Source organism: Serratia sp. BIGb0163, from assembly GCF_024809935.1.
GTDB lineage: Bacteria > Pseudomonadota > Gammaproteobacteria > Enterobacterales > Enterobacteriaceae > Serratia > Serratia quinivorans.
The window spans coordinates 44,920-63,735 of sequence record NZ_JANUDZ010000012.1; the positions used below are offsets into that span (position 1 = coordinate 44,920).

Consider the following 18,816-nt stretch of genomic DNA (forward strand, 5'->3'; position numbering starts at 1 on the left):
CTGGAACCTCTCCGGCTGTAGAAAATCAGCTTTACGGCTTATTGCTGGATATTATAACAAAAACACCCAGCTGAATTGATTCAAGTCACGCAATATTGCGGTAAAAAACCATCATGGCACGCTGAGCTAACTCCGCCATTCACCCGTTGCACCAATCTTACAGGCCCTGTATTGATTATAGCTCCCAACGCCCCTGTCGGCCCTCTGGCACCACGGAACAGGGATCCTGGTGAATGAGGACATCCGCTCCGGGGAAACGATGCAACAGTGCCTGTTCCACCTGCTCGGCCAGAAGATGCGCCTGCATCAGCGGCAGCGCATCGTCCATTTCCAGATGCAACTGGATAAAACGCGTCGGACCGGACTGGCGGGTCCGTAGATCGTGCGCACCTTTCACCCCTGGCCAGGAAGAAATCACATCAATAATTGCCTGACGCTCATCGTCCGGCAATGCCCTGTCCAGCAGCGATTGCACCGCCTCATGGCCCATCCGCAGCGCGCTATAAAGAATGTAGACGCCAATGGCCAATGCAAACAGCGCATCCGCCCGTTGAAAACCGTACCAGCTTAGCGCAAGCGCTATAAGAATAGCACCATTCATCATGACATCTGACTGATAATGCAGCATATCTGCTCGTACGGCCTGACTACGGGTTTTCCTTACTACCCAACGCTGATAGGTGACCAGTAGCAAGGTGCTGAACAACGCCACCACCGTCACGGCAATACCAACACCGGGATCGCGCAGCGTTTCCGGAGAGTACAGATGCTGGAAGCCGGTCAGGAACAGAAACAGTGCCGAGCCGGAAATAAACATGCTCTGCGCCAGCGCGGCCAACGACTCGGCCTTACCATGCCCGAAGGTGTGTTCCTCGTCGGCCGGCTGCAGCGAATAACGCACCACCAGCAAGTTGGTCAGCGACGCGGCGATATCCACCAGGGAATCTACCAAAGCGGCCAGCAGGCTCACCGAACCGGTGTGGTACCAGGCGACAATTTTGATCAGTAGCAGTATCGAGGCCAACGCAGTGGCAGCTAACGCGGCAGATTTCACCAAACGCGCATATTGCGGTTCCATAACCCATCCAGGTTAAACGTTGAGAGGGCCAATATAGCGGAATGATGGACAAAAAAAACCCCGCCATCATGGCGGGGGAAGACAGGGATGGTGTCTATGGCAAGGAAAAACAGGGACTACTCAGTCATACTTAACTTCTGGGCAGAAGTTTGCTGCAAACCAGAAATTTGTTGCTCCATCTGCTGCATTCGCTGCTGATGTTTCTGGTCTAAAACACTTTTTTGCTGTGGCGTCAGCAGGTTATACATTTGATTGCGTACTCTGGCCATTTCGACCTGGCGCTTAACCTGTTGCTGAGCCATCTGTTCCGCCTGGGCATACACGGCGGCTTCATCAAATTTGTCTGCGGTCACCAGCTTATGCATGGCTTCCATTTCAGCTACATTGACACCAGGCAGATCGTGGCGCGCCTGGCGCATTAAATCGCGCATTTGCTGACGCTGCTGTTCAGACAGGCTGACACCGTCAAACATGTGGTGCTGACCTGGTGCTCGGGTCATCGCGTCGTTGCCGGGAGTCGGTACAGTTTCCGATTTAGTGTCAGCAGCAAACGCAGCGGTAGAACCTATTGCCAGCATTGATGCCATAACTAATGCGGTCACCTTACGCATTTTAACTCCTCGTGCTTTCTCACTTTGCGAATCAACGAGGAGCAGTGTACTGCTGCACCTGCAAACATGCGTCAGTGCATGTAAAACTACGTAAAGTCATGGAATGCCAACAGTTGATGACGTATTTTGCGTCAGGAGGAAAAAATACAATGAACAAAATTCTGTTAGTTGACGACGACCGCGAGCTGACCTCGCTGTTAAAAGAACTTCTTGAAATGGAAGGTTTTACTATCGTCGTGGCCTACGATGGTGAACAGGCGTTGTCGCTTCTGGACAGCTCCATTGATCTGCTGTTGCTCGATATCATGATGCCGAAGAAAAACGGTATCGATACGTTAAAAGAGCTGCGTCAGCACCACCAGACGCCGGTCATTATGCTGACCGCTCGCGGCAGCGAACTGGACCGGGTACTGGGTCTGGAACTGGGTGCCGATGACTACTTGCCAAAACCTTTTAACGATCGCGAACTGGTTGCACGTATTCGTGCGATTCTGCGCCGCTCCAACTGGAGCGAGCAGCAGCAAAATGTCGATACCGGCGCACCCACGCTGGACGTTGACGGTTTGCAGCTCAATCCGGGCCGCCAGGAAGCCAGTTTCGACGGCCAAACGCTGGATCTTACCGGCACCGAATTTACCCTGTTGTACCTGCTGGCACAGCATCTCGGCCAGGTAGTCTCTCGTGAACTGCTGAGCCAGGAAGTGCTGGGCAAACGTCTGACGCCGTTTGATCGCGCCATCGATATGCACATCTCTAACTTACGACGTAAACTGCCGAACCGCAAAGACGGCCACCCGTGGTTCAAAACCTTGCGTGGACGGGGTTACTTAATGGTATCTGCAACATGATCAACAGTTTGACGGCACGTATCTTCGCCATTTTTTGGTTCACATTGGCCCTGGTGCTGATGCTGGTGTTGATGGTGCCCAAGCTCGACTCCCGCCAAATGACCTCGCTGCTCGACAGCGAGCAGCGGCAGGGGCTGATGCTGGAACAACATGTCGAGGCCGAGTTGCAAAACGATCCGGCCAACGACCTGATGTGGTGGCGGCGTTTATTCCGCGCCATTGAAAAATGGGCCCCGCCAGGGCAGCGCCTGATCCTGGTCACCAGCGAAGGCCGGGTGATTGGCAACATGCAACGCAACGAAATGCAGTTGGTGCGTAATTTTATCGGCCAATCTGATAATTCCGACCACCCGAAGAAGAAAAAATACGGCCGCGTCGAACTGGTCGGCCCCTTCTCCGTACGCGATGGTGAAGACAACTACCAGTTGTACTTAATTCGTCCGGCCAACAGCCCACAATCCGACTTCATCAACCTGATGTTCGACCGGCCGCTGCTGCTGCTGATCGTCACCATGTTGATCAGCGCCCCATTGCTGCTATGGCTGGCCTGGAGCCTGGCGAAACCGGCACGCAAGCTGAAAAACGCGGCCGATGACGTCGCCCGTGGCAACCTGAAACAGCATCCGGAGCTGGAAGCCGGGCCGCAAGAGTTTCTGGCGACCGGCGCCAGTTTCAACCAAATGGTCAGTTCGCTGGAACGCATGATGACCGCTCAGCAACGGCTGATCTCCGACATCTCGCATGAGCTGCGCACCCCGCTAACCCGTCTGCAGCTGGCTACCGCGTTAATGCGTCGTCGCCACGGCGAAGGGCGTGAGCTGGAGCGCATCGAAACCGAGGCGCAGCGTCTGGACTCGATGATCAACGATCTGTTGGTGCTGTCACGAGGACAGCAGAAAAGCGAGTTGGTCCGTGAGCGGCTGCTGGCCAATGAACTCTGGGCCAATGTACTCGATGACGCCGGCTTTGAAGCCGAGCAAATGGGCAAGCATTTGGAAGTCACCGCCCCTCCCGGTCCATGGACGCTGTTCGGCAACGCCGGCGCGTTGGACAGCGCACTGGAAAACATTGTGCGTAACGCACTGCGCTATTCGAACACCAGGATCGCCGTGGCGTTTAGCGCGGACAACCAGGGCATTACCATTGTGGTCGACGATGATGGCCCAGGCGTCAGTACGGAAGATCGCGAGCAAATTTTCCGACCGTTTTATCGCACCGACGAAGCACGCGATCGCGCCTCCGGCGGCACCGGCTTGGGCCTGGCGATCGTAGAGGCGGCGGTCAACCAGCATCGCGGCTGGGTAAAAGCGGAAGACAGTCCGCTCGGTGGCCTGCGGTTAGTCCTGTGGTTACCGTTGCATCAGCGCTGATCGCCTAAGACAGGCCGGTAAGATTTTGCTATTCTGCGCCCCTCGTCATGAGGGGCTTTTTACATGTTGAACATTGTTTTATTCGAACCCGAAATTCCACCCAATACCGGCAATATCATCCGCCTGTGTGCCAATACCGGTTTTCAACTGCACCTGATAGAACCAATGGGCTTCCCGTGGGACGACAAACGCCTGCGCCGCGCCGGGCTGGACTATCATGAATTCGCCAGCATCCGACGTCACGCCGACTACGCCGCTTTTATCGCCAGCGAAAATCCGCAGCGGCTGTTTGCCCTGACCACCAAAGGCACCCCCGCGCACAGCGCGGTCAGCTATCAGGCCGGCGACTATTTGCTGTTTGGGCCGGAAACCCGCGGGCTGCCTGCTGAAATCCTCGAAGCCTTGCCGGCACAACAGAAAATCCGCATTCCGATGCAGGCACAAAGCCGTAGCATGAACCTGTCCAACGCCGTGGCCGTGGTGGTGTATGAAGCCTGGCGGCAACTGGACTATGCGGGTGCGCTGATCAAATCCTGACTACGCGCTTTGCAGGTAAAAACAAGCTGCACATCACGATCCTGATAGGCCGCCCCGTAACATGGCACGCACAGCGCCAAAACATTCGCTATGGCAGAAGATAATGAGCTATCTTTTGTAAGGGTTATCGGCACTCATCATAGGAAATCGTATGAAAAAACAACGCTTGAGCGTTGCCATGGCGGCATTGGCAGTGAGTTTGTTGCTAGCGGGTTGTTCGTCCAAAGTGACCACTACAAAGCAGTACTCGGGGTTCCTGTCTGACTACAGCAAATTGCAAGAAACGACGTCGCCAAGCGGCCATAAAACGCTGCGTTGGATCGACCCAAGCTACAAAGAATCCAACTACCGCGGCCTGTATTTCCAGCCGGTCGTCTATTTCCCAGCGGAAAAACCGACCACACGTGTGAGCCAGGACACGCTGAATAAAATCAAGGCCTATTCCACCCAGCGGATAAAAGCTGCGCTTCAGGATCGCTTTACCATCCTGAAAAGTCCGGCCGGTTCGCGCGTTCTGGTGGCCAAACTCGCCATTACCGCCGTCTCCGCTGAAGATGAAGACATGAAATTCTATGAGGTCGTTCCAGTTGCCGCGGTGGTTGCCGGCACCATGGCTGCCAGTGGCCACAGAACTCAAAACACCACGCTTTATATTGAAGGTGAGTTGATCGATCAGGACACCGGTAAAACAGTGCTGGAAGTCGTGCGTAAAACCTACGGCAAAACCGTTAGCAACGACAGCACGCCGGTCACTGCAGAGGATGTGAAAGCGGCGATCGACGACGTCGTCACCGACATCACCAACTTCCCGAAACAGGGTTAATCCCGCGTCAGAAAGCATCAGGGGAGCCGAAGCTCCCCTGAATTTATTCTTGAACCCACCGGCTTAAATGCCGTCGCCGTACTCAAAACCGTGGTTGGTACCGTTGAAGTACTGATCCATATCCATCGATGGCGTATCGCTTTCCGGTCGACCGACAATGCGCGCCGGCACACCGGCAGCCGTAGTATGCGGGGGCACCGATTGCAGCACCACCGAACCGGCACCGATTTTCGCGCCTTTACCCACTTCGATATTGCCGAGAATTTTAGCCCCGGCGCCAATCATTACGCCTTCGCGGATCTTCGGGTGGCGATCGCCGCTGGTCTTTCCGGTACCACCAAGGGTGACCGATTGCAGAATAGAGACATTATTTTCTACCACCGCGGTTTCACCGATCACAATGCCGGTAGCGTGGTCGAGCATGATGCCGCAGCCAATGGTCGCAGCCGGATGGATATCCACGCCAAAAGCGACCGAAATCTGGTTTTGCAGATAAATCGCCAGCGCCTGTCGCCCCTGCAACCACAGCCAGTGGCCGATACGGTATGCCTGCAGCGCGTGGAAGCCTTTCAGGTACAACAGCGGCGTCGAGTACTTGTCTACTGCCGGGTCACGCAAGCGCACCGCCAGGATGTCGCGAGCCGCCGAAACGATCATTTGCTGATCGGCCAGGTAAGCGTCTTCCACCACTTCACGCACCGCAATAGCGGGCATAATCGGGTTGGCCAACTTGTTTGCCAGAATATAGCTGAGCGCACCACCCAGGTTGTCGTGCTTGAGCAACGTCGCATGATAAAAGCTAGCCAGCATCGGTTCACACTCAGCCAGCTCTCTCGCCTCTGATTTGATGCTATTCCAGACCTGCTCTAACTCTTCTGACGACATCAGGTTCCTCTCCGCCTTGCAAAACAGGCTGCCTCACCGCATCGCAGTCAGGCAGCCCAATTCAATTGCCGGGTCAGCATGCCGCCCCGCATATCAGTTTTATAGGTTATGCGCTGTGCTTTTCGTCTTTTCTGGTACGCCCCAGCAGGCTCAGCGCAGCTTCCCGGGCATTTTTATGGCAATACAACACCTGATAAATCTGTTCGGTAATCGGCATTTCCACGCCGTAGCGTTGCGCCAGTGCTAATACCTCTTTGGTATTGCGATAACCTTCGACCACCTGACCGATGCTGTCCTGCGCTTCCTGCACGCCTTTACCCTGTCCCAGCATAATACCGAAACGGCGGTTGCGCGATTGATTATCGGTGCAGGTTAACACCAGATCGCCCAACCCGGCCATGCCCATAAAGGTCGATGGGTCAGCCCCCAACGCAGAGCCAAGACGGGTCATTTCCGTCAGGCCACGGGTAATCAGTGCCGTACGCGCATTGGCGCCAAAACCGATACCGTCTGACATCCCGGCACCGATGGCAATCACGTTCTTCACCGCCCCGCCCAGTTGAACGCCGATAAAATCGGGGTTGCTGTACACGCGGAAACTTTTGCCGCAGTGCAGCAACTGCTGCAAATCTTCGGCGAACTGCGCGTCGGTAGAAGCCAGCGCAATCGCGGTCGGCAGCCCAGCGGCCAGCTCTTTGGCAAACGTCGGTCCTGAGACCACCGCCAGCGGAATAGCCTCGCCCAGCGCTTCGCGCGCCACGTCCTGCAACAGCCTGCCGGTTTCCGCTTCCAGCCCTTTGGTGGCCCACACAATGCGGGCATCCGGACGCAGATGCGGTTTCAACTGGCGCAGTACGTCACCGAACACGTGGCTTGGCACCACTACCAGTACATCGCGGCTGGCAGCCAGCGCGCGCGCCAGATCGGCTTCGAGCAACAGCGTATCGGGGAAAGCGACATCGGGAAGAAATGCCTGATTGCAGCGATCGCGCTGCATCTTTTGAATTTGCTCGGGGTTATGGCCCCACAGCACCACGGAGTGGCCGTTACGCGCCAGCGTAATAGCTAATGCGGTGCCGTACGAGCCGGCACCGATTACAGTCATTGAAGCATTGACGGTGTTCATCAGGCATCCTGATGTGGTGCGGCACCTTCGCCTTCTGACTGCTGCTGCAGATAGTTCATGAACAGCGCGTCAAAGTTAACCGGTGCCAGGTTCAGCTGCGGGAATGTACCGCGAGAAACCAGGCTGGTGATGCACTCACGCGCATACGGGAACAGAATGTTCGGGCAGTATGCACCCAGGCAATGCGCCAACTGAGTACCGTCGATGCCCGCTACGGAGAAGATACCCGCCTGCTGCACTTCACACAGGAACGCAGTTTCTTCGCCCAGAGAGGCCGTCACGGTTACGCGCAGTACAACTTCATACACTTCATCAGCCAACTGGCTGGAAGCGGTATCTAGATCCAGTTTAACTTCTGGCTGCCATTCCTGCTGGAAAACCTGCGGAGCCTTTGGCGCTTCGAAGGAAATATCCTTGGTGTAAATACGCTGGATCTGGAAAGCCATCTCTGTGCTGTTTTGTTCTGACATGTGTGTAATACCCTTGGTTAAACGTCCTTATTGATACTCAGTAACCGGCAGTCATCCGCTTAAAGCAGCGGATCCAGACCACCACGAGCATCGAGTTCATATAAATCATCACAGCCGCCAATATGTTGGCCGTCGATGAAAATCTGAGGCACGGTGGTGCGCCCACTGCGCGCAATCATCGCTTCGCGTTTTTCATTATCACCATCAATGGCGATTTCGTTAAACGCGGCTCCCTTGCTGTTCAGCAACGCTTTGGCGCGATGACAGAACGGACAGGTCGCTTTGGTGTAGATATCAATGTTAGCCATGGATTACCACCTCAAATACGTTAAAGAATTACTTACCGCGCACTAACGGCAGGTTTTCCCCGCTCCAGCCGGCAATACCGTCTTTCAGCGTAACTACGTTTTCAAAACCGGCCTTGCTCAGGTTCTCTGCCGGCTCGCGGGAGGTGGTGCCGTTGGCACAAACCACGATGATCGGCTGAGCCTTGTGTTTTTCCAGCTCGCCCAGACTGCCGCTTTTGATTTCGCTGGCGGTCAGGTTGATGGCGTTGGCCAGGTGGCCTCGGCGGAAATCATCACGGCTGCGGGTATCAACCACAACGGCATCTTCTTTATTAATCAGGCGGGTGGCTTCACCACGGGTGATCTCTTTCACCTTGGAGAAACTGCTCTTGAACGTCATGACGATCACCGCAACCAGCAGGGCGATCCAGGCCAGGCTCAGTATGGGATGCTTGCTAACGAATTGCATAATTTCTTGCAGCATGGGGTGTAACAACTCCCGTTAGTTAAGGGAAAAAATAACTCAAGGTTCCAGAGTATACCTGCCGAGTGCAGCAAATACAGCCAATAAGCAAGCGCTATTGCAGAAACTGCGGGCTACGCTGAGAAATTCACGATGCCACAGCATAAAAGCCGCCCTTGTTCACCGCAACTTTGATCTCTCTGGGCTCTTTTTAAGCGGTCGCGTTGTAAAATCGGGCGGTTTTGAGAGTGAATAGTCATCCGCCCGGCCAGGGGTTGATGACTATTCACAACTTAAAAGTTCATAACGAGGTTAACGCAATGTCGAGTAACAAAAAGCCGATGGTACTGGTGATCCTGGACGGTTACGGCCACCGCGAGGAGCAACAGGACAACGCCATTCTGAACGCCAAAACGCCGGTAATGGACCGTCTGTGGCAACAGCAGCCACACCAGCTGATCGCCGCGTCCGGGCTGGATGTCGGCCTGCCTGACGGTCAGATGGGTAACTCGGAAGTCGGCCACGTCAACCTGGGTGCCGGGCGCATCGTTTATCAGGACCTGACCCGACTGGATAAAGAGATCAAAGAAGGCGATTTCTTCGCCAACCCGACGCTGACGGCGGCGGTCGATAAGGCCGTACAGGCCGGCAAAGCGGTACATATCATGGGCCTGCTGTCACCGGGCGGCGTCCACAGCCACGAAGACCATATTCTGGCGATGATTGAACTGGCTTCGCAGCGCGGCGCCAAAGCCGTTTACCTGCACGCTTTCCTGGACGGTCGCGATACCCCGCCACGCAGCGCAGAAGCCTCTCTGCAACGCTTTAGCGATGCCTTTGCCAAACTGGGCACCGGGCGCATCGCGTCGCTGATTGGCCGTTATTACGCCATGGACCGCGACAACCGTTGGGACCGCGTTCAACTGGCCTACGAACTGCTGACCCAGGCCAAGGGCGATTACGTCACCGATAACGCCGTGGGTGCTCTGCAGGCCGCTTACGAGCGCGGTGAAAACGACGAATTCGTCAAGCCGACCGTGCTGCAAGCCGCCGGTGAAGCCAAGGCCGAATTACATGATGGCGACGCACTGATCTTCATGAACTTCCGCGCCGATCGCGCACGCCAGATCGTCCGCTCTTTCGTTAATGCCGATTTCGACGGTTTCCCTCGCGCCAAAATCATCAATTTTGGTGATTTCGTGATGTTGACCGAGTATGCCGCCGACATCAAAGCCCCTTGCGCCTATCCGCCTGCATCGCTGAGCAATACCTTCGGTGAGTGGCTGATGAAACACGACAAGACCCAGCTACGCATCTCGGAAACCGAAAAATACGCTCACGTCACCTTCTTCTTTAACGGCGGTGTTGAAGAACCCTTCACCGGTGAAGATCGCGTGCTGATCAACTCACCGAAGGTCGCTACCTACGATCTGCAGCCGGAAATGAGCGCCGCCGAGCTGACCGACAAACTGCTGGCCGCCATTGCCAGTGGTAAATACGACGCCATTATCTGCAACTATCCGAATGGGGACATGGTGGGCCATACCGGGGTCTACGACGCGGCAGTGAAGGCAGTAGAAACTCTGGATAACTGCATTGCTCAGGTGGTTGAGGCAGTTAAGGCCGTCGACGGGCAGTTGCTGATCACCGCCGATCACGGCAACGCCGAACAAATGCGCGATCCGGCTACCGGCCAGGCGCATACCGCTCACACCAGCCTGCCGGTACCGCTGATTTACATCGGCAAGCCTGCCAGCGCAGTCAATGGTGGCAAGCTTTCGGACATCGCGCCAACCATGCTGGCGCTGATGGGAATGGAAATCCCGCAAGAGATGACTGGTAAGCCGCTGTTCATCGTGGAATAATCCTTCTCCATGAGGGAAAAGGCGTTTTTTGCACTATCAAGGGTAACCCGAAGCGCAAACGCAGGCAGCCAACCGCTGCCTGAACGCACCGCGCCAAGGAAGTTGACCACCATGTGCGCCAGCGTATTTTACGCTGGCGTCTTGTTGTTGCCGTTAGCCAGCCAGGCGGCGGAAGACAACAAATCCCAACTCAAAGACATCCAGCAGAGCATCGCCGAGAAAGAAAAGGCGGTTAAACAGCAGCAGCAACAGCGCAGCTCACTGCAGGATCAGCTTAAGCAGCAAGAAAAAACCATCGCGCAGGCCAGCCGCCTGCTGCGTGATACCCAGGGCACTTTGAGCCAGCTGGGGAAAGATATCTCCGGCCTGAACACCTCAATCGCCAAGCTGCAAAAACAGCAGTCAACCCAGCAGGAAATCCTTGCCAAGCAACTCGATGCCGCCTTTAGGCAGGGCCAGCACAGCGCCGTCCAGTTGGTGCTTAGTGGTGAAGAGAGCCAACGCAGCGAACGTATTTTGGCTTACTTCGGTTATCTGAACGAAGCGCGCCAACAAACGATTGAAGAGCTGAAACAAACCCGCGCCGAACTGGCCAAGCAAAAAACCACGCTGGTCGCCAAGCAAGGCCAACAGAAATCGCTGCTGGGCGAGCAACAGACGCAGCAACAGAAGCTGGAGCAGGCACGCGGAGCACGTAAGAAAACGCTAACCGCACTGGAAGCCTCGCTGGAAAAAGATCAGCAACGTCTGGTGGAACTGCGTCAGAACGAAACCCGCATGCGCGACAAAATTGCCCGGGCCGAACGAGAAGCCCGCGCCCGTGCGGAACGAGAAGCGCGTGAAGCCGCCAAGGTGCGCGAACAGGTTCGCGTCAAAGAACAGCAGGCGAAGAAAACCGGCACCAGCTATAAGCCAAGCGAAGCCGACCGTTCACTGATGGCCCGTACCGGCGGCCTCGGTCGACCAAACGGACAGGCCATATGGCCGGTGCGCGGCCGCACACTGCACGGTTTCGGCGAACAGCTGCAGGGCGAGCTACGCTGGAAAGGCATGGTCATCGAGGCCAGAGAAGGCAGCGAAGTGAAAGCCATTGCCGATGGCCGCGTATTGCTGGCCGACTGGTTACAGGGCTATGGCCTGGTGGTCGTCATCGAGCACGGTAAGGGTGACATGAGTCTGTATGGCTACAACCAAAGCGCGTTGGTCAATGTCGGGGCGCAGGTGCGTGCCGGTCAACCAATCGCCTTAGTGGGTACCAGCGGAGGCCAGGGAACGCCGTCGCTCTATTTCGAAATTCGTCGCCAGGGTCAGGCCGTTAACCCACTGCCGTGGTTGGGAAGATAGATTTGCGCTATATCAAAACCCGTACTGTCGTATTGATTGGCTGTCTGCTGCAGGTTTGTGCCGCACAGGCAGGGAAGTTATCCATCGTTATCGATGACGTGGGTTATCGCCCGCATGAGGAAGGTGCCGTGCTGCAGATGCCGACGGCTATCTCCGTCGCCGTACTGCCCAACGCCCCTCATGCCCATTTAATGGCCACCCGCGCCCATAGTCAGGGCCGCGAAGTGCTGATCCATATGCCGATGGCACCGCTCAGCAAGCAACCGCTGGAACGCGATACTTTGCAGCCTTCCATGAGCAGCGAAGAGATCCAGCGCATTATCCGCAATGCGGTCAATAATGTGCCCTATGCGGTGGGTATGAATAACCATATGGGCAGCGCCATGACCTCCAGCCTGCCGGCCATGCAGAAAGTGATGCAGGCGCTCGACAGTTACCAGCTCTATTTCCTCGACAGCATGACCATTGGCAATAGCCAGGCTACCCGCGCTGCCGCCGGCACACACGTGAAGGTGATCAAGCGGAAGGTATTCCTGGACGATACCGCCAACGAAGCCGACATCCGCCGTCAGTTCAACCGCGCGGTCGAGCTGGCACGACGCAATGGTTCCGCCATCGCCATTGGCCACCCGCGCCCGGCAACGGTAAGAGTGTTGCAGCAAATGCTGCCGACGCTGCCGGCCGATATCGTACTGGTAAAACCGAGCTCCCTGCTGAATGAACCGCAAGGTAGCAGCGGTGGCAGTTACGTCCCACCAGTGGCCAAACCGCCGAAACCGCAGCCGAAGAACCCGTTCACCGGGGGTATCAAGCAGTGCAAGGTCAAGTTGCCGAAAGAAAAAGTCAACGCCGGCAAGGTGATGAGCGTGATCGGCGAAAGCGTAGCGCAGTCACCCGCCGTGACATTTATTCAACGCCAGTGGCAACGCTGGACAGGGCCGGAACAAACCAAGTCATAAGTTTCCCGCTAAAACAGGCGACAAGCAGAGGCTCTGCTTGTCGCTTTTCTTTTTCTGAAATCCCCTCACGCCGCCCGTAACCTCGATCATCACACCCGATAAACTCATTAATAATTCTTTAATTATGATGATGAAAATATCATTTTTAAATAGCAGAAATGTAGAAAGCAAAGCAATAAAAACAATATAAATCAAATAATTTAAATGCAAAACCATACCAATCATTCCATTTCACATGATCGCAAAAACATTAATAACCACCGCGAATATTAATTTTTATTAATCTATATCAATAATACGTCGGCAAAACAGGCATAGGTTAAACAACGATCAATACATAAATGGAGTTTATTGATATGAAAGCATTACTGGTAGAAAGCGAGTTTACAACACCGGGCGGTTACCCCACCGCCGCCATTGGACGCCTGATTGAGCAGTTGAATGGCCGTGATGTTGAAGTCATGCGCGCCACTTCTTTGCAGGACGGTGAGTCCATTATTGACGCTAACGAACCCATTGATTGTCTGCTGCTGGCCCGCAGCATGCCCGATAAGAAAGCAGCCGATCCCGCACAGAAATTATTGGATAAACTGCATGAGCGCCAAGAAAATGCACCAGTGTTTCTGCTGAGCGACCGCGGCACCGTCACCAAAGAACTCAGCCTCGACATGATGGAACAAATCAGTGAGTTCGCCTGGATCCTGGAAGACTCGGCTGATTTTATCGCCGGGCGCATTATGGCCGCCATTAGACGCTATCGACAGCAGCTACTGCCGCCGCTGATGTCGGCCATAATGAAATATAACCAGACGCATGAATATTCTTGGGCGGTGCCAGGGCACCAGGGCGGGGTGGGCTTTACCAAAACGCCGGCCGGCCGCGTATTTCACGATTTCTATGGCGAGAACCTGTTTCGTACCGATTCAGGCATCGAGCGAACCGCGCTGGGCTCATTGCTGGATCACACCGGCTCTTTCAAAGACAGCGAAACAAATATTGCCCGCGTGTTTGGCGCTGAAAAATCCTATTCCGGCGTGGTGGGTACCTCTGGCTCCAATCGCAGCGTGATGCAGGCCTGCTTAACCGAAGATCGTGGGGCGGTGGTTGACCGCAACTGCCATAAATCGATCGAGCAGGGGCTGATCCTCACCGGTGCTACACCGACCTACATGATCCCCAGCCGCAACCCCTATGGGATTATCGGCCCGGTGCCAAAATCAGAGATGGCCCCTGCTGCCATACTAGATAAAATGAAACATAATCGACTTGGCAACACATCAGTTGATTACTTTGTGTTAACCAACTGCACTTATGATGGCATTTGCTATAATGCGACAGAGGTAGTAAAAATTATCGAGGGTAAGGGGACTTTTATCCCAGTAGTTCACTTCGATGAAGCCTGGTACGGCTATGCACGCTTTAACCCGATGTATAACAACTACTTTGCTATGCGCGGCGACCCAAAAGATCATACCTCGGATTTATCAACGGTCGTCGCTACCCAGTCCAGCCATAAAATGCTCAATGCGCTGTCACCCGCCTCATATATCCATATCCGTAACGGTAAGAAACCCTTAGATTTCCCGCGCTTTAACCAAGCCTATATGATGCACACCACCACCTCACCGTCTTATATCATTGCCGCGTCTAACGACATTGCTGCAAATATGATGGATGGCGAATCAGGCCAATCGCTGACCCAAGAGGCCATCAATGAAGCAGTGGACTTCCGTCAGGCATTAGCCCGCCTGCATACTGAATTCAAGGCGAAGAAAGAGTGGTTCTTTAAACCCTGGAATATCGAAAAAGGTCGCAAACCCGGGGAAGAAAAAGACGTCCCATTCCAAGATATCCCCGCAGAGGCTCTGGCTACCGATCAAAGCTACTGGGTGATGAAGCCAGAAGATAAGTGGCATGGTTTCAAAAATCTCGACGCGGATTGGGCAATGATCGACCCGGTCAAAGTCAGCATCCTGGCTCCAGGCATTAAAGTGGACGGTACGCTGGAAGATACCGGGGTACCGGCAGCATTGGTTAATGCCTGGTTAGCCCGCAACGGCATTGTGCCAACCCGCACCACCGACTTCCAACTGATGTTCCTGTTCTCTATGGGGGTGACCAAAGGGAAATGGGGTACCCTGCTGGAAGCGCTGCTGTCCTTTAAACGTCATTATGACGCCAACACCCCGCTGTCCGAAGTGCTGCCGGATCTCGCAGCAAAATACAGCGCGGAGTATGGCGCCCTGGGTCTGAAAGATCTCGGCGATAAGATGTTTGCCTTCCTGAAACAAGATGACCTCGGCAAGTTGCTTAACCAGGCCTATGACGCTCTGCCAACAACGGTATTAACACCGCGTGCCGCGTACCAAAAACTGGTTCACTACGACGTTGAACCGGTCAGCCTTAAGGACCTGCATGGCAGGATAGCAGCCAATGCGGTTCTCCCTTACCCACCCGGCATTCCTATGCTGATGTCCGGTGAGCAGTTCGGTGAACGCGTGGGCGACAAGGAAAGTGCACAAATTGCCTACCTGCTCGCATTGCAAAAATGGGATGACACCTTCGCAGGGTTTGAACACGAAACCGCAGGTATTACCATTACCGATAAGGGCGAGTACCAGGTGTTGTGTATTAAATCCTAACTGACTGAAGCACCATACATGGCCCGTGCAATTAATACTTGAGCACGCATTCAGGGCCGGAAATTCCGGCCCTTTTTACCCACATCAAACCCGGATTTAAAAACTAATCCCAGCTCAGAATCACTTTGCCGGACTGACCGGAGCGCATGGCGTCAAAGCCCTGCTGGAACTGGTCGACTGAGAAACGGTGGGTGATGATAGGTGTCAGATCCAGACCAGACTGGATCAGCGCTGCCATCTTGTACCAGGTCTCAAACATCTCACGGCCATAAATCCCTTTGATAAACAGCCCTTTGAAGATCACCTGATTCCAGTCGATCGACATATCCGACGGTGGAATACCCAGCATGGCAATACGCCCGCCGTGGTTCATCGCATTGAGCAAGGTACGGAACGCCGGTGGCGCACCGGACATTTCCAGCCCAACGTCAAACCCTTCGGTCATGCCCAGTTCGGCCATCACGTCATTCAGGTTTTCTTTGCTGACGTTCACCGCACGGGTCACGCCCATTTTGCGCGCCAGATCCAGGCGGTATTCGTTAACGTCGGTGATCACCACATGGCGGGCACCAACGTGCTTGCACACCGCCGCCGCCATGATGCCGATCGGCCCGGCGCCAGAAACCAGCACGTCTTCGCCAACCAGATCAAACGACAGCGCGGTGTGAACCGCATTGCCGAACGGGTCGAAGATAGACGCCAGCTCATCGGAAATATTGTCCGGGATTTTGAAGGCGTTAAACGCCGGGATCACCAGATATTCAGCAAATGAGCCTGGACGGTTCACGCCCACGCCGGTGGTGTTGCGACACAGGTGCGTACGGCCACCACGGCAGTTACGGCAATGGCCGCAGGTGATATGACCTTCGCCGGAAACGCGGTCACCGACGGTGAAGCCTTTGACTTCCTGGCCGATGGCGACCACTTCACCCACATATTCGTGGCCAACCACCATAGGGACCGGGATGGTTTTCTGTGACCATTCATCCCAGTTATAAATATGAACATCGGTACCGCAGATCGCAGTTTTACGGATTTTAATCATGATGTCGTTATGGCCCAGCTCCGGCTGAGGCACATCGGTCATCCAAATCCCTTCTTCCGCTTTCAGTTTTGACAATGCTTTCATGGTTTTACCTTATGCAATAACGCCAAGATCTTTACCGATACGAATGAACGCCGCAATCGCACGTTCAATTTGCTCCGGGGTATGATCGGCGGACATCTGGGTACGGATGCGCGCCTGGCCTTTCGGCACCACCGGATAGAAGAAACCCGTTACATAAATGCCTTCCTTGAGCAACGCATTGGCAAATTCCTGCGCCAGTTTTGCTTCACCCAACATCACCGGGATGATGGCGTGATCGGCCCCGGCCAGCGTAAAGCCCGCCGCGGTCATTTTTTCACGGAACAGGCTGGCATTGGCCCACAGGCGGTCGCGCAATGCGTCACCCTGCTCCAGCAGTTCCAGGACTTTAATCGAAGCGGCAACGATCGCCGGTGCCAACGAGTTGGAGAACAGATATGGGCGCGAACGCTGACGCAGCCACTCCACCACTTCTTTCTTCGCTGCGGTATAACCGCCGGAAGCGCCGCCCAATGCCTTGCCCAGGGTGCCGGTAATAATGTCGACGCGCCCCATGACTTCACAATATTCGTGGGTACCGCGCCCGTTGGCCCCGACAAAACCGACCGCGTGGGAGTCATCGACCATCACCAGCGCCTGATATTGGTCTGCCAGGTCACACACCCCTTTCAGGTTGGCGATCACACCGTCCATTGAGAACACGCCGTCGGTGGCGATCATAATGTGGCGTGCGCCGTCGGCTTTCGCCTGCTCAAGCTGCGCGGCCAGTTCGGTCATGTCGTTGTTGGCGTAGCGGTAGCGCTTCGCCTTGCACAGGCGAACGCCGTCAATGATCGACGCATGGTTCAACGCATCGGAGATAATCGCGTCTTCCGGGCCCAACAGGGTTTCGAACAGCCCGCCGTTGGCATCAAAGCAGGAGGAGTACAAAATGGCGTCTTCCATGCCGAGAAAATCGGCCAGCTTTTGCTCCAGCTGTTTATGGCTGTCCTGGGTGCCGCAGATAAAGCGTACCGACGCCATGCCGAAACCGTGGCTGTCCATACCGGCCTTGGCTGCCGCAATCATTGCCGGGTGGTTGGCCAGGCCAAGATAGTTGTTGGCGCAGAAGTTGATCACATGGCGGCCGTCAGCAACGGCAATATCCGCCTGCTGAGCGCTGGTAATAATGCGTTCTTCTTTGAACAAACCTTCGCTGCGGGTGGTCTCAAGTTGTTGTTCCAACTGCTGATAAAAAGACGCGGACATTCGGTTATCTCCAGGATTGGTCTGTTTTCAACATATTTTACTGATTTGTAACCAAACTGACGAGAATCTGCGGGAGAGAATATGAAAATTGCAGCAGATATCACGGCAAAGTGCTACAGCACTCGACAACGCGGGATATTCGGAGCCCGTCCGATGTTTGCGACGACATGAAATGCTATTATAAGCGACATTGTGTGTGGGACAGCCTGTCCCACCGGGCAGAATAACAGGGGTAACCCAATGATTATCGTCACTGGTGGCGCCGGCATGATCGGCAGCAATATCATTAAGGCGCTGAATGACACAGGGTATCGCGATATCCTGGTGGTAGATAACCTGAAAGACGGCACCAAATTCGCCAACCTGGTTGATCTCGATATCGCCGACTATATCGATAAAGAAGATTTCATCGCCAACATCATTGCCGGTGACGATCTGGGCGAAATCGACGCCATCTTCCATGAGGGCGCCTGCTCTTCCACCACCGAGTGGGACGGCAAGTACATGATGGACAATAACTATCAGTACTCCAAAGACCTGCTGCACTACTGCCTGGATCGTGAGATCCCGTTCCTGTATGCCTCGTCTGCTGCCACCTACGGCGGCCGCGAAGAATTTATCGAAGAGCGCCAATTTGAAGCACCGCTGAACGTCTACGGCTACTCAAAATTCCTGTTCGACCAATATGTCCGTGAAATTCTGCCTGAGGCAGAATCACAGATCTGCGGCTTCCGTTACTTCAACGTCTACGGCCCGCGCGAAGGCCACAAAGGCAGCATGGCCAGCGTGGCGTTCCACCTGAACGGCCAGATCAACCGTGGCGAGAACCCAAAACTGTTCGACGGCAGTCAAGACTTCAAGCGTGACTTCATCTACGTCGGCGACGTGGCGGCAGTGAACCTGTGGTTCTTGAAAAGCGGCGTATCCGGCATCTTCAACTGCGGCACCGGCCGTGCGGAAACCTTCCAGGCGGTCGCCGATGCCGTGGTCGACTTCCACCAGAAAGGTGCGGTAGAAAACATTCCGTTCCCGGAAAAACTGAAGGGTCGCTACCAGGCATTCACTCAGGCCGACCTGACCAAACTGCGCGCTGCCGGCTATGACGCGCCGTTCAAAACGGTCGCCGAAGGCGTGAAAGAGTACATGGCCTGGTTAAACCGCACCGCTTAAGCT

General features: G+C 54.9%; 19 protein-coding genes. 9 read left to right on the forward strand and 10 right to left on the reverse strand.

The features are described 5' to 3' along the window. Positions 1-175: 175 nt before the first annotated feature. Entirely contained in the window at positions 176-1,078 is a 903-nt protein-coding gene (gene fieF / locus M2406_RS25470; RefSeq protein WP_012147482.1) for a CDF family cation-efflux transporter FieF, read from the reverse strand. Positions 1,079-1,194: 116 nt separating this feature from the next. Then, a complete protein-coding gene (cpxP, locus tag M2406_RS25475; RefSeq protein WP_017894426.1) occupies positions 1,195-1,689 on the reverse strand; it encodes a cell-envelope stress modulator CpxP in 495 nt (164 codons plus the stop codon). Between the two features lie 149 nt (positions 1,690-1,838). On the opposite strand from cpxP, the gene cpxR reads away from it, so the two are divergent. The 4 genes from cpxR (at position 1,839) to M2406_RS25495 (ending at position 5,267) form a co-directional block, all read left to right on the forward strand. Further along, positions 1,839-2,537: an envelope stress response regulator transcription factor CpxR gene (cpxR, locus tag M2406_RS25480; protein WP_004953234.1), complete on the forward strand. Its 699-nt coding sequence runs from the start codon at positions 1,839-1,841 to the stop codon at positions 2,535-2,537. Continuing rightward, positions 2,534-3,907, forward strand: coding sequence for an envelope stress sensor histidine kinase CpxA (cpxA, locus tag M2406_RS25485; RefSeq protein WP_012147484.1), 1,374 nt, complete (start codon positions 2,534-2,536; stop codon positions 3,905-3,907). Before cpxR ends, cpxA begins: the two co-directional genes overlap by 4 nt. A 63-nt stretch (positions 3,908-3,970) precedes the next feature. Further along, positions 3,971-4,444 (forward strand): tRNA (uridine(34)/cytosine(34)/5-carboxymethylaminomethyluridine(34)-2'-O)-methyltransferase TrmL, encoded by a 474-nt coding sequence (trmL, locus tag M2406_RS25490; protein ID WP_012147485.1) that lies wholly within the window; start codon positions 3,971-3,973, stop codon positions 4,442-4,444. 151 nt (positions 4,445-4,595) lie between these two features. After that, positions 4,596-5,267, forward strand: coding sequence for a DUF3313 domain-containing protein (locus M2406_RS25495; protein WP_012147486.1), 672 nt, complete (start codon positions 4,596-4,598; stop codon positions 5,265-5,267). 63 nt (positions 5,268-5,330) lie between these two features. On the opposite strand, the gene cysE is transcribed toward M2406_RS25495, so the two are convergent. The 5 genes from cysE to M2406_RS25520 all read right to left on the reverse strand — a co-directional run bounded on the left by cysE (position 5,331) and on the right by M2406_RS25520 (position 8,519). Further along, positions 5,331-6,152, reverse strand: a complete 822-nt coding sequence (gene cysE / locus M2406_RS25500; RefSeq protein ID WP_012147487.1) for a serine O-acetyltransferase — start codon at positions 6,150-6,152, stop codon at positions 5,331-5,333. A 106-nt stretch (positions 6,153-6,258) separates the two neighbouring features. Then, a complete protein-coding gene (gpsA, locus tag M2406_RS25505) occupies positions 6,259-7,278 on the reverse strand; it encodes an NAD(P)H-dependent glycerol-3-phosphate dehydrogenase (RefSeq protein ID WP_012147488.1) in 1,020 nt (339 codons plus the stop codon). Continuing rightward, complete coding sequence (gene secB / locus M2406_RS25510) at positions 7,278-7,748, reverse strand: protein-export chaperone SecB (protein ID WP_012147489.1); 471 nt, start codon at positions 7,746-7,748, stop codon at positions 7,278-7,280. Before secB ends, gpsA begins: the two co-directional genes overlap by 1 nt. Before the next feature lie 59 nt (positions 7,749-7,807). Next, positions 7,808-8,056 carry a glutaredoxin 3 gene (grxC, locus tag M2406_RS25515; RefSeq protein ID WP_012147490.1) on the reverse strand — a complete coding sequence of 83 codons (249 nt, stop codon included), beginning with the start codon at positions 8,054-8,056 and terminating at the stop codon, positions 7,808-7,810. A gap of 28 nt (positions 8,057-8,084) precedes the next feature. Continuing rightward, positions 8,085-8,519 carry a rhodanese-like domain-containing protein gene (locus tag M2406_RS25520; RefSeq protein ID WP_012147491.1) on the reverse strand — a complete coding sequence of 145 codons (435 nt, stop codon included), beginning with the start codon at positions 8,517-8,519 and terminating at the stop codon, positions 8,085-8,087. A gap of 299 nt (positions 8,520-8,818) precedes the next feature. Here M2406_RS25520 and gpmM point away from each other — a divergent pair, with 299 nt between their 5' ends. The 3 genes from gpmM to M2406_RS25535 are packed head-to-tail and all read left to right on the forward strand — an operon-like array spanning position 8,819 to position 12,666. Further along, the gene (gene gpmM, locus M2406_RS25525) at positions 8,819-10,363 is read left to right on the forward strand and encodes a 2,3-bisphosphoglycerate-independent phosphoglycerate mutase (protein WP_259191864.1); all 1,545 of its coding nucleotides are present in this window, start codon (positions 8,819-8,821) and stop codon (positions 10,361-10,363) included. 9 nt (positions 10,364-10,372) lie between these two features. Next, positions 10,373-11,707, forward strand: coding sequence for a murein hydrolase activator EnvC (gene envC / locus M2406_RS25530; RefSeq protein ID WP_012147493.1), 1,335 nt, complete (start codon positions 10,373-10,375; stop codon positions 11,705-11,707). A gap of 2 nt (positions 11,708-11,709) precedes the next feature. Beyond that, a complete protein-coding gene (locus M2406_RS25535; RefSeq protein ID WP_012147494.1) occupies positions 11,710-12,666 on the forward strand; it encodes a divergent polysaccharide deacetylase family protein in 957 nt (318 codons plus the stop codon). On the opposite strand, the gene M2406_RS25540 is transcribed toward M2406_RS25535, so the two are convergent. Further along, entirely contained in the window at positions 12,661-12,891 is a 231-nt protein-coding gene (locus tag M2406_RS25540; protein WP_259191868.1) for a hypothetical protein, read from the reverse strand. The two genes, M2406_RS25535 and M2406_RS25540, sit on opposite strands and share 6 nt — an antisense overlap. A 131-nt stretch (positions 12,892-13,022) precedes the next feature. Here M2406_RS25540 and adiA point away from each other — a divergent pair, with 131 nt between their 5' ends. Continuing rightward, a complete protein-coding gene (gene adiA / locus M2406_RS25545) occupies positions 13,023-15,308 on the forward strand; it encodes an arginine decarboxylase (RefSeq protein ID WP_259191869.1) in 2,286 nt (761 codons plus the stop codon). A gap of 103 nt (positions 15,309-15,411) precedes the next feature. On the opposite strand, the gene tdh is transcribed toward adiA, so the two are convergent. After that, complete coding sequence (gene tdh / locus M2406_RS25550; RefSeq protein WP_135344803.1) at positions 15,412-16,437, reverse strand: L-threonine 3-dehydrogenase; 1,026 nt, start codon at positions 16,435-16,437, stop codon at positions 15,412-15,414. Between the two features lie 9 nt (positions 16,438-16,446). Then, positions 16,447-17,643, reverse strand: coding sequence for a glycine C-acetyltransferase (kbl, locus tag M2406_RS25555; protein ID WP_012147497.1), 1,197 nt, complete (start codon positions 17,641-17,643; stop codon positions 16,447-16,449). A gap of 240 nt (positions 17,644-17,883) precedes the next feature. On the opposite strand from kbl, the gene rfaD reads away from it, so the two are divergent. Continuing rightward, on the forward strand, positions 17,884-18,813 hold the full coding sequence (gene rfaD, locus M2406_RS25560) for an ADP-glyceromanno-heptose 6-epimerase (protein WP_012147498.1): 930 nt from the start codon (positions 17,884-17,886) through the stop codon (positions 18,811-18,813). The last annotated feature ends 3 nt before the right edge of the window (positions 18,814-18,816 follow it).

Bases quoted from the DNA above. Each gene is read 5' to 3' on its own strand.
- cpxP (WP_017894426.1), bottom strand. From the start codon at position 1,689: ATGCGTAAGGTGACCGCATTAGTTATGGCATCAATGCTGGCAATAGGT.
- M2406_RS25495 (WP_012147486.1), top strand. From the start codon at position 4,596: ATGAAAAAACAACGCTTGAGCGTTGCCATGGCGGCATTGGCAGTGAGT.
- cysE (WP_012147487.1), bottom strand. From the start codon at position 6,152: ATGTCGTCAGAAGAGTTAGAGCAGGTCTGGAATAGCATCAAATCAGAG.
- trmL (WP_012147485.1), top strand. From the start codon at position 3,971: ATGTTGAACATTGTTTTATTCGAACCCGAAATTCCACCCAATACCGGC.
- tdh (WP_135344803.1), bottom strand. From the start codon at position 16,437: ATGAAAGCATTGTCAAAACTGAAAGCGGAAGAAGGGATTTGGATGACC.
- M2406_RS25540 (WP_259191868.1), bottom strand. From the start codon at position 12,891: ATGATTGGTATGGTTTTGCATTTAAATTATTTGATTTATATTGTTTTT.
- rfaD (WP_012147498.1), top strand. From the start codon at position 17,884: ATGATTATCGTCACTGGTGGCGCCGGCATGATCGGCAGCAATATCATT.
- gpmM (WP_259191864.1), top strand. From the start codon at position 8,819: ATGTCGAGTAACAAAAAGCCGATGGTACTGGTGATCCTGGACGGTTAC.
- cpxR (WP_004953234.1), top strand. From the start codon at position 1,839: ATGAACAAAATTCTGTTAGTTGACGACGACCGCGAGCTGACCTCGCTG.
- adiA (WP_259191869.1), top strand. From the start codon at position 13,023: ATGAAAGCATTACTGGTAGAAAGCGAGTTTACAACACCGGGCGGTTAC.
- cpxA (WP_012147484.1), top strand. From the start codon at position 2,534: ATGATCAACAGTTTGACGGCACGTATCTTCGCCATTTTTTGGTTCACA.
- envC (WP_012147493.1), top strand. From the start codon at position 10,373: ATGAGGGAAAAGGCGTTTTTTGCACTATCAAGGGTAACCCGAAGCGCA.
- gpsA (WP_012147488.1), bottom strand. From the start codon at position 7,278: ATGAACACCGTCAATGCTTCAATGACTGTAATCGGTGCCGGCTCGTAC.
- kbl (WP_012147497.1), bottom strand. From the start codon at position 17,643: ATGTCCGCGTCTTTTTATCAGCAGTTGGAACAACAACTTGAGACCACC.
- M2406_RS25520 (WP_012147491.1), bottom strand. From the start codon at position 8,519: ATGCTGCAAGAAATTATGCAATTCGTTAGCAAGCATCCCATACTGAGC.
- fieF (WP_012147482.1), bottom strand. From the start codon at position 1,078: ATGGAACCGCAATATGCGCGTTTGGTGAAATCTGCCGCGTTAGCTGCC.
- grxC (WP_012147490.1), bottom strand. From the start codon at position 8,056: ATGGCTAACATTGATATCTACACCAAAGCGACCTGTCCGTTCTGTCAT.
- secB (WP_012147489.1), bottom strand. From the start codon at position 7,748: ATGTCAGAACAAAACAGCACAGAGATGGCTTTCCAGATCCAGCGTATT.